The organism is Candidatus Cloacimonadota bacterium (genome assembly GCA_011372345.1).
Classification (GTDB): domain Bacteria; phylum Cloacimonadota; class Cloacimonadia; order Cloacimonadales; family TCS61; genus DRTC01.
This window is the reverse complement of the sequence record DRTC01000140.1, coordinates 1-1,533: the sequence shown is the minus strand read 5'-3', so window position 1 is coordinate 1,533 and position 1,533 is coordinate 1. Positions and strand designations below refer to the sequence as shown.

Sequence of the window (1,533 nt, the reverse complement as noted above, 5' to 3'; positions counted from 1 at the left end):
TTGCAGAAACACCCTGGGGTGGTTTCAAGGAATCGGGTATTGGGCGGACTCACGGAAAAATTGGCTTTGATGAAATGACACAGCCGCAGGTCATAGTGAATGATATCCTTCCTTTTGCACGAAAGAATATCTGGTGGCATCCTTATAGCAAGAAAGTGTATGATGGTTTGAAAGGAATTATTCAGGCATTATATGGCACAAACATGAAAATGATGATGACTGGCTGGAAGAATTTATTGAAGATCGTGCATCGATATTTTACGGTGGAGTGAAAGAATTAAGGAAAAATCAAAACATTTTCAAGTTAAAATTGGTTAAAAGTACTCCGAAACTCGTTTAAGTTTTCCTTACTCCTCTTCCGGCTCCAGATAAACAGTTCGGTAACTCAGCTTGCCATCCTTAAATTCATATATCCGGAAAGTCGGCTGCCTGCCCCATTTTGTTGTTACAGAAGCACATACATAAAGCGGTACAACTCCCAGCCAGTGATGTTCATCACGATGAAAATGACCAGCCAGAACAGCTTTCACGTTATACTTATTCAATAAAGAAATCCATTCACTTCTGTCTGGTTCTTTCCAGCCATCATGCATTTGGTTAAGATAAAAATCTTCCACGGATGGAATGTGATGAAAGAGGATTACTGGCATATCACCTGCTTCTATCAATTCAGTTTCCAGTTCGGGTAAGGGGTCGTAATCCTGCATCGGAAAATCCCAGGCAAGCGGATTGGAAAAAATCCCGATGAATTTAACTCCCATAACCTCTTCGTCGACCATAAGAGGACCAAAATTCTCTTCAAATATACTAGTGGATGTTTGCATACTTTTTTTGCGGATATCATGATTTCCAGCAACATACAGAACAGGCATTTCCAATTGAGTGAAAAGCTCTTTTGCATTTGTTAGAACCGAATCCTGCTGAAGTGGATATTGCACAATATCTCCGGTATGCAAAACTATTTCGATCTTCATCGGGAGATCATTTATCATGTCAATTAACTTTTGAGTGAACTCAGAGTTGTTTCCTGTGCCCAGGTGAGTGTCTGTGATCTGAACGAAATAGAAAGAATCATTTGTGTCTTGAGCTGATAAGGTTAATGTAATAAGGAGTAAAAAAATGAATACAAAATTTTTTCTTTTCATAATTATTCCTGATAAATTTTGATTTTGGAAAAATAAAATTCTACAAAATCGTGTCAAATTAATAATGGAAATAATTTTTACATGCTATACAATCAAAAAGCCAGGCAGATATTTTCTGGGATTATCGTTTACTAAATATTACAGGGTGTAAAAATAATCGGCATTGGTCTCATGCTAGATTCATTCCTTCCCATAAGCTATCAATATATGTTTCCGCAACAAATTAACATGTTTAATAAATTTTTGATAGCATACTGGATTTAAAACAATTCTTGACAAATATTGTTCTTTAAAGGATTGTTGTCCCCAATATGAACAAGAGCATCAATTATTAAAGAAATGGTTAGTAAATGGCGAATATTTTATTGGGACCTTAATGTAAAGATGA

The 1,533-nt window shown here is 36.2% G+C and carries 1 protein-coding gene and 1 pseudogene; one reads left to right on the top strand and one right to left on the bottom strand.

All coding sequences use genetic code 11. The features are described 5' to 3' along the window. Positions 1-170 (top strand): annotated as a pseudogene (locus ENL20_02625) (benzaldehyde dehydrogenase). A 177-nt stretch (positions 171-347) separates the two neighbouring features. On the opposite strand, the gene ENL20_02620 reads toward ENL20_02625, so the two are convergent. Beyond that, positions 348-1,145: a hypothetical protein gene (locus tag ENL20_02620; GenBank protein HHE37449.1), complete on the bottom strand. Its 798-nt coding sequence runs from the start codon at positions 1,143-1,145 to the stop codon at positions 348-350. Positions 1,146-1,533 lie beyond the last annotated feature (388 nt).